This is a genomic window from Micromonospora fulviviridis (assembly GCF_014648395.1).
Taxonomy (GTDB): Bacteria; Actinomycetota; Actinomycetes; order Mycobacteriales; family Micromonosporaceae; genus Micromonospora; species Micromonospora fulviviridis.
Genome location: NZ_BMRA01000033.1, coordinates 1 through 735, shown reverse-complemented (window position 1 = coordinate 735; position 735 = coordinate 1). Strand labels below are relative to the sequence as shown.

Genomic DNA, 735 nt, shown 5'->3' with positions numbered 1-735 from the left:
ACCATCACCAACAACGACCCCACCAACTGCGCCAACACCGTCGAAGACTGCTTCAACTGAACCACCACATAACCCGGGGAGTCCCTTTCCGCCGCGCCACGGCGGGGAGGGACTCCCCTGCCCCCCGCGTCCCCGCCGGGTGGTTCGTCGCGGTCCCGTCCGGTACGGGCCCTCCATGGCGACCGGCGGCCTCTTACGCCTCCGCGAGCCCCCTTCGCCTACCGGACGCCCTCCCGCACCTGCGGTTCCCTCTGGATCCCGCCGCGCTGGCCCACCCCTTATGCGGGTTTTTTTCGTATATGGGCGCGAGGTGAAGAAGCTTCTCATACGTTGGTCTTCAGCAGCTACAACCGATTTGTAGCGGAGGCCGCCTCGCTGTGGCGAAGCGACCTTGTCGGGTACAAGGAGAGGGCAGAGAGCTCCGATGTCCAACTACCTTCGCAATAACGATGACGCTTCCCGTGAGAAGGTTTCCCCCCTCCGGCGTCGCCGGCTGTGGCTCGCCACCGGGGTCGTGGGCCTGACGGGAGCGGTCAGCCTCGCGGGCGTGGCCTACGCGACCACCGGGGTCACGGGCCCTCACCGGCTCGCCGACGTGAAGTGGTCGACCGCCCAGCTCACCAGTGACGACGCCGAGGGCTCGGAGGCCCGGGACGACGAGCACGGCCGGGACGGCAAGGACAAGGACAAGAAGGGTGAGGAGGGCCGGGACCGTGGTGAGTGGGACCCGGACGG

General features: G+C 67.9%; 1 protein-coding gene. It reads left to right on the top strand.

All coding sequences use genetic code 11. From position 1 onward, the window contains the following. Positions 1 to 547: 547 nt before the first annotated feature. Positions 548 to 735 (top strand): hypothetical protein (locus IEY96_RS33070; protein WP_229792024.1); only part of this gene is annotated, 188 nt, incomplete at its 3' end.